The following is a 4,299-nucleotide window of genomic DNA, read 5'->3' as shown; positions in this document are numbered from 1 at the left end:
GTTAAAAGTTTTCCACAGCGGTTTTCAGGGAATCTGGTTTTTTTGCGCAGCCACATTCTTTGCATTTCCCTGAGCATCCACAACCAGCTCTCTTCCTGAACTTGAGCACACGCTGCTCATCCACGGCCAGAACCTCTCCCTTGGAGCCCTTGAAGTACACCCTGCGGGCAATTTCCGGAAAGCGACTCATGAACTCGTGAAGAACAAAAATCCCAAAGGGATCCACCTGGCTTATCCCTCTGGTGTCAATAAACAGCCTGTTGCATTCTTTATGATGCTCCTGCAGGGTTTCTCCCACAAGAGAAGCAGCGAAGCCTGCAAAAAAACCGTAAAGTTTCAGATGCAGATTGCCCATGCTTTTTTTGTGATATATATTGAACAGCCTTGAATCATGCATAAGTTTACCTCTTTGTTTTTATATCTGTACAATTGTTTCCTTGCGGACCCAGATCCACCAGGACCGAAATCAGCTTTTTCCTGAGCCTCTCCAATTGCCTGGAACGAAAGGACTTTTTGCTTTCCTCCAGAACTTCTATGGCTTCCTGCACAGCATGGACCAGCTTTTTTTCCCGCTCCTGCAAATCCTTCAACCATTCCTGGCAGAAAGCATTCTGCTGGCAGCATTTCTGCTCCCGGACCATTCTGGAGAGTATCTCTAACTGATGGTCGGCTTTGAATTCAAGGCCGGCAATGATGTCCTTCAAGTGAGAAAGTTCATTCTTGTTCATCCTGCTGTACCCTGAAAGTTTTGTTTACCTGTCACTGTGGCCTCTTCCGTCTTTTTTGCTGCAGCGCCTGCAGTTGCAAAGCCTTATCTGCCTGGCGATGCTCAGTCCCAGGGCGGTATGCCTGCCTTCGATGTCTGCCATGATGGGCCCTCCGAACCTGGCTCTGGTAAGCACCCTGACCTTTTTTCCCGGCCTGAATCCAAGAGGCCCGAGCAGAGCATGGTCAGGAACCGACTCCACCTCGCCCTCCTCGTCATAATGCAGGCAATCCAGGGTCTTGTTTCTGCTACTGTCTTCATCACGAGAACCTCCTGCTTTGCGGCCCCATCTCCAGCGTTTTCTTCCGCCAGTCCTGCTGTTATTAAACATTTTCGCCTCCTTTTTCACTATGAAATTCAAAATCGTTTTCAATTAATATGCGGCATTGCTTTAAAAAGAATGTAGCGAGATTAACACAGAGAACGAATTTTACGTCAACGCCTTACAGACTGACCGCCATCCTGATTCATGCTGGTTTTATGTAATGGATACACCCTGATGTCTCCGGCCTGATCCAGGCGCAGAAAGATACGCAGTCCGCTGTCCGCGCGCAGCACTATGCGGTCCCTGTCTTTGATGCCGGTACTTGCAGCAGGCATTACACTTTCCAGGGCAATACTGCATTCCGGTATTATTCCTGCCTCCTGCAGCCTTTCGTGGGCCCTGGGTCCTCCAAGAATCTTTTTAACCTGAAAAGTTTTATTTTTTCCGGCCATGACTAACTGCATCTCCCTGTCGTTCATCTCCCCCCATATTTTAGCGGCCATGGACTCGGTCAACTGTACCCTGGACTGAGCAGTCCGGACCAGGTAGTCCATTGGCGGTACCCGGCGGACCATCTGTATCTGGTCGTGCTCTTGGATTCCCAGCACCTCAAGACTCTGGGACAAAAAACTGCCTCCCACCAGCCCCTCAATATGTCCGGTCTCCCCTGGAAGCATCTCCAGAACCGGAGTTTTATGTCCGTCATCATGGTGCACTATAACCTTGGAGGCCATTCCTCCGGGCAGAACAACATCTCCCCCGGGTCCCCTGACCCGGACCGGCTGCAGAAATACCTCTTCCTGCAGTCTTATCAGTTCACTTCCCGGGTAAAGGCCCATTCTGGCCAGTCTGTCAGCCAGTTCCGTGCAGGCCACATCCACCAGCACTAAGGGTTCATCAAACATTGCCTGGGCTAAACTGATGCTCATCTCATCCTCCATTATTAACAGCCGCATAGGCAAGAATCCCCACTGTGGAGGCATTGTGCAGCGCGGCAGAGGCCAGGGTGGGCAGAACACCCATCCCGGCCAGGGCCAGCAGGGCTGAGTTTATGCCTACTGCCGACCACAGGCAGTTGCGCAGCTTTATTTCTGTATTTCTGGCAATATTGTGTGCCAGAACCAGGCCCCGCAGATCGTCTCTGATGAGTACCACCTGGGCGGCATCCCTGGCCAGCTGTGCCCCAAGGGGCATGCTGATGCCCACATCTGCATCCAGAAGCCCGGGGGAATCGTTCACTCCGTCCCCGACAAAAGCCACCCGGCGTCCTTCTGCCTGCATAGAGGCGATGACCCTGGCCTTGTCTCCGGGCGTGAGCCCCGCCAGCACCAGGTCAAGCTCGGGCAGCTTGTCCGCCATGACCCGGGCGGAACGTTCCTGGTCCCCGGTAAGCATGACCATACTGGTTATGCCCTGGCTTTTCAGACGCCGCAGCACTTCTCCGGCCTCGGGGCGTAAAACGTCGCGCAGGGCCAGGATCCCGGCAAGACCATCCTCCAAGGCCAGGTAAAGAAGGGTCTTGCCCTGTTCCAGCAGTTTCTTTTCCTCCTGCTGCATAACAGTGCAGTCCACACCCTCATCATCGTGGATAAAGTGGCGGCTGCCCACCAGAACCCGCTTATCCTGCACGTAGGCGGACACACCGTGGGCCACAACAAAGTCCACCTGACTCATTCCGGGCAGCTGCAGCCCTCTTTGCACGGCTTCCTGCACCACAGCCCGGGCCACTGGATGCCCGTAGTGTTCTTCGGCCCCGGCGGCCAGTGCCAGCACTTGGTTTTCGCTGAACCCGTCCACAGCGATAACATCTGTAAGTTCCATGGACCCCCTGGTCAGGGTACCGGTCTTGTCGAAAACCACGGTATCGATGCCGGCCAGGGCCTCCAGGCTCTGAGCCCCCTTTATGAGTACACCGTTCTTGCCGGCTGCATGCATGGCCGTGCGTACTGAAACAGGTGCAGCCATTTTAATGGCGCAGGAGTAGTCCACAGTGAGAACTGATGCCGCCCTGGAGGCACTTCCGGTGAGAAAATAGATGCCCAGGCCTGAGCCGAAAGTGAAAGGCACCAGCCTGTCAGCCAGGGCTTCACTGCGTCTCTGGCCCACAGATCTGTTGCGCAGGGATTTTTCCAGAGATCTGGACAGCCGGGCCATGCTGGTCTCTGAGCCCACGGCTCCCGCCCTGATTCTTATTCTGCCTTCGTGCACCATGCTGCCTGCAAGGACCCGGCTGGACTCCCTGACATGCTGCGGCACCGATTCACCGGTGATGGAGCTTGTATCCACCAGGGCATCGCCATCCATAACCTCACCATCCACCGGAACCATTTCTCCCGGGCCGCAGACCACCACGTCTTCCTTGAGCACCTCGCCAAAGGCGACTATTGATTCCTGTCCGTCCCTCTCCACCCTTACCGTATCTACATCAGAGCGAAGAAGGTTTTTGAGCAGCTCTCCGGAACGTGCCGCGCTGGAATTTTCCAGGTATGCCGCCAGCTCCAGCATGGCCCCTACAGTATTGGACACGAAATACTCCCGCCTGAGCAGTGAAAAAAGTCTCACTCCTGCATCCAGAGCTTCCACTTTAAGCCCCCTGGAAAACAGGGCTTCGATTCCCCTGCCCAGGACCGGCAAAGCCAGCAACCAGCTCAGCCCGGCCTTCAAAGGCATGGGCAGAAGCGGCGTGGCCAGTGCTGCCGTGGCCTTGAAACCTACGTCCATCAGGTCCGGACCATACTCTCCTGGACCGTCCGGGGAACAGGCTTCCAGGGGAAGGGCCTGGATACAGGTGATAACAGCTTCCTGGATACTTTTATTAGCTTCATGCTCTACAATCAGAGAACGTGCAGCCCTGTTGATGCGCACAGCCTGGACTCCTGAGATCTGGGATACCAGGGCACAGACATAATCCTGGTCCAGAGACGTACTGGCAAAAAGCCTGCCCTTCAGGCGCATACGGCCCGGGGTGGAATGTACCACCTGAATTTCCGCGGCGTCCCAGTAATCCGCCCTGCTCATGTGCGGCCCCGGGTGTCTGAAGGATAAAGCCAGTGATGCCAGGCACTGAAACCTATCAGGCCTGCACCTGCAAGAACATGCCAGCGCCTTGAGGAAGGTGAGCTGCTCATGCCGGTAAATACCAGTAAGCCCAGGCAAACCGTCATGCCCAGTTTGGCCAGATTTTTTTCTCCCCGCCGGGAGGGTACTCCTCCCCTGCCGGCGCAGCACTGGGAGTGTGCAGGGTGCTCAGGGTTAAAACTACCGCCTT

At 55.1% G+C, this 4,299-nt stretch carries 6 protein-coding genes; all 6 read right to left on the bottom strand.

Going from position 1 to position 4,299, the window contains the following annotated elements:
- Nucleotide 1: 1 nt before the first annotated feature.
- Complete coding sequence (locus QZP87_RS02650) at nucleotides 2-397, bottom strand: hypothetical protein (protein WP_291321369.1); 396 nt, start codon at nucleotides 395-397, stop codon at nucleotides 2-4.
- Nucleotides 398-401: 4 nt separating this feature from the next.
- Nucleotides 402-728 (bottom strand): hypothetical protein, encoded by a 327-nt coding sequence (locus tag QZP87_RS02645; protein WP_291321368.1) that lies wholly within the window; start codon nucleotides 726-728, stop codon nucleotides 402-404.
- Nucleotides 729-752: 24 nt separating this feature from the next.
- On the bottom strand, nucleotides 753-1,097 hold the full coding sequence (locus tag QZP87_RS02640) for a FeoA family protein (RefSeq protein ID WP_291321367.1): 345 nt from the start codon (nucleotides 1,095-1,097) through the stop codon (nucleotides 753-755).
- A gap of 104 nt (nucleotides 1,098-1,201) precedes the next feature.
- Nucleotides 1,202-1,960 carry a FeoA family protein gene (locus tag QZP87_RS02635; RefSeq protein ID WP_291321366.1) on the bottom strand — a complete coding sequence of 253 codons (759 nt, stop codon included), beginning with the start codon at nucleotides 1,958-1,960 and terminating at the stop codon, nucleotides 1,202-1,204.
- 1 nt (nucleotide 1,961) lies between these two features.
- The gene (locus tag QZP87_RS02630; protein ID WP_291321365.1) at nucleotides 1,962-4,049 is read right to left on the bottom strand and encodes a heavy metal translocating P-type ATPase; all 2,088 of its coding nucleotides are present in this window, start codon (nucleotides 4,047-4,049) and stop codon (nucleotides 1,962-1,964) included.
- The coding region (locus tag QZP87_RS02625; RefSeq protein ID WP_291321364.1) for a hypothetical protein at nucleotides 4,046-4,299 on the bottom strand (254 nt) is incomplete at its 5' end. The genes QZP87_RS02625 and QZP87_RS02630, both read right to left, overlap by 4 nt.

The sequence above is a fragment of the Desulfonatronospira sp. genome (genome assembly GCA_003563255.1).
Lineage (GTDB): Bacteria > Desulfobacterota > Desulfovibrionia > Desulfovibrionales > Desulfonatronovibrionaceae > Desulfonatronospira.
Note: the sequence above shows the minus strand (reverse complement) of the source record. Positions and strands in the feature narration are given on the sequence as shown.

Bases quoted from the DNA above. Each gene is read 5' to 3' on its own strand.
- QZP87_RS02630 (WP_291321365.1), bottom strand. From the start codon at position 4,049: ATGAGCAGGGCGGATTACTGGGACGCCGCGGAAATTCAGGTGGTACAT.
- QZP87_RS02635 (WP_291321366.1), bottom strand. From the start codon at position 1,960: ATGAGCATCAGTTTAGCCCAGGCAATGTTTGATGAACCCTTAGTGCTG.
- QZP87_RS02645 (WP_291321368.1), bottom strand. From the start codon at position 728: ATGAACAAGAATGAACTTTCTCACTTGAAGGACATCATTGCCGGCCTT.
- QZP87_RS02640 (WP_291321367.1), bottom strand. From the start codon at position 1,097: ATGTTTAATAACAGCAGGACTGGCGGAAGAAAACGCTGGAGATGGGGC.
- QZP87_RS02650 (WP_291321369.1), bottom strand. From the start codon at position 397: ATGCATGATTCAAGGCTGTTCAATATATATCACAAAAAAAGCATGGGC.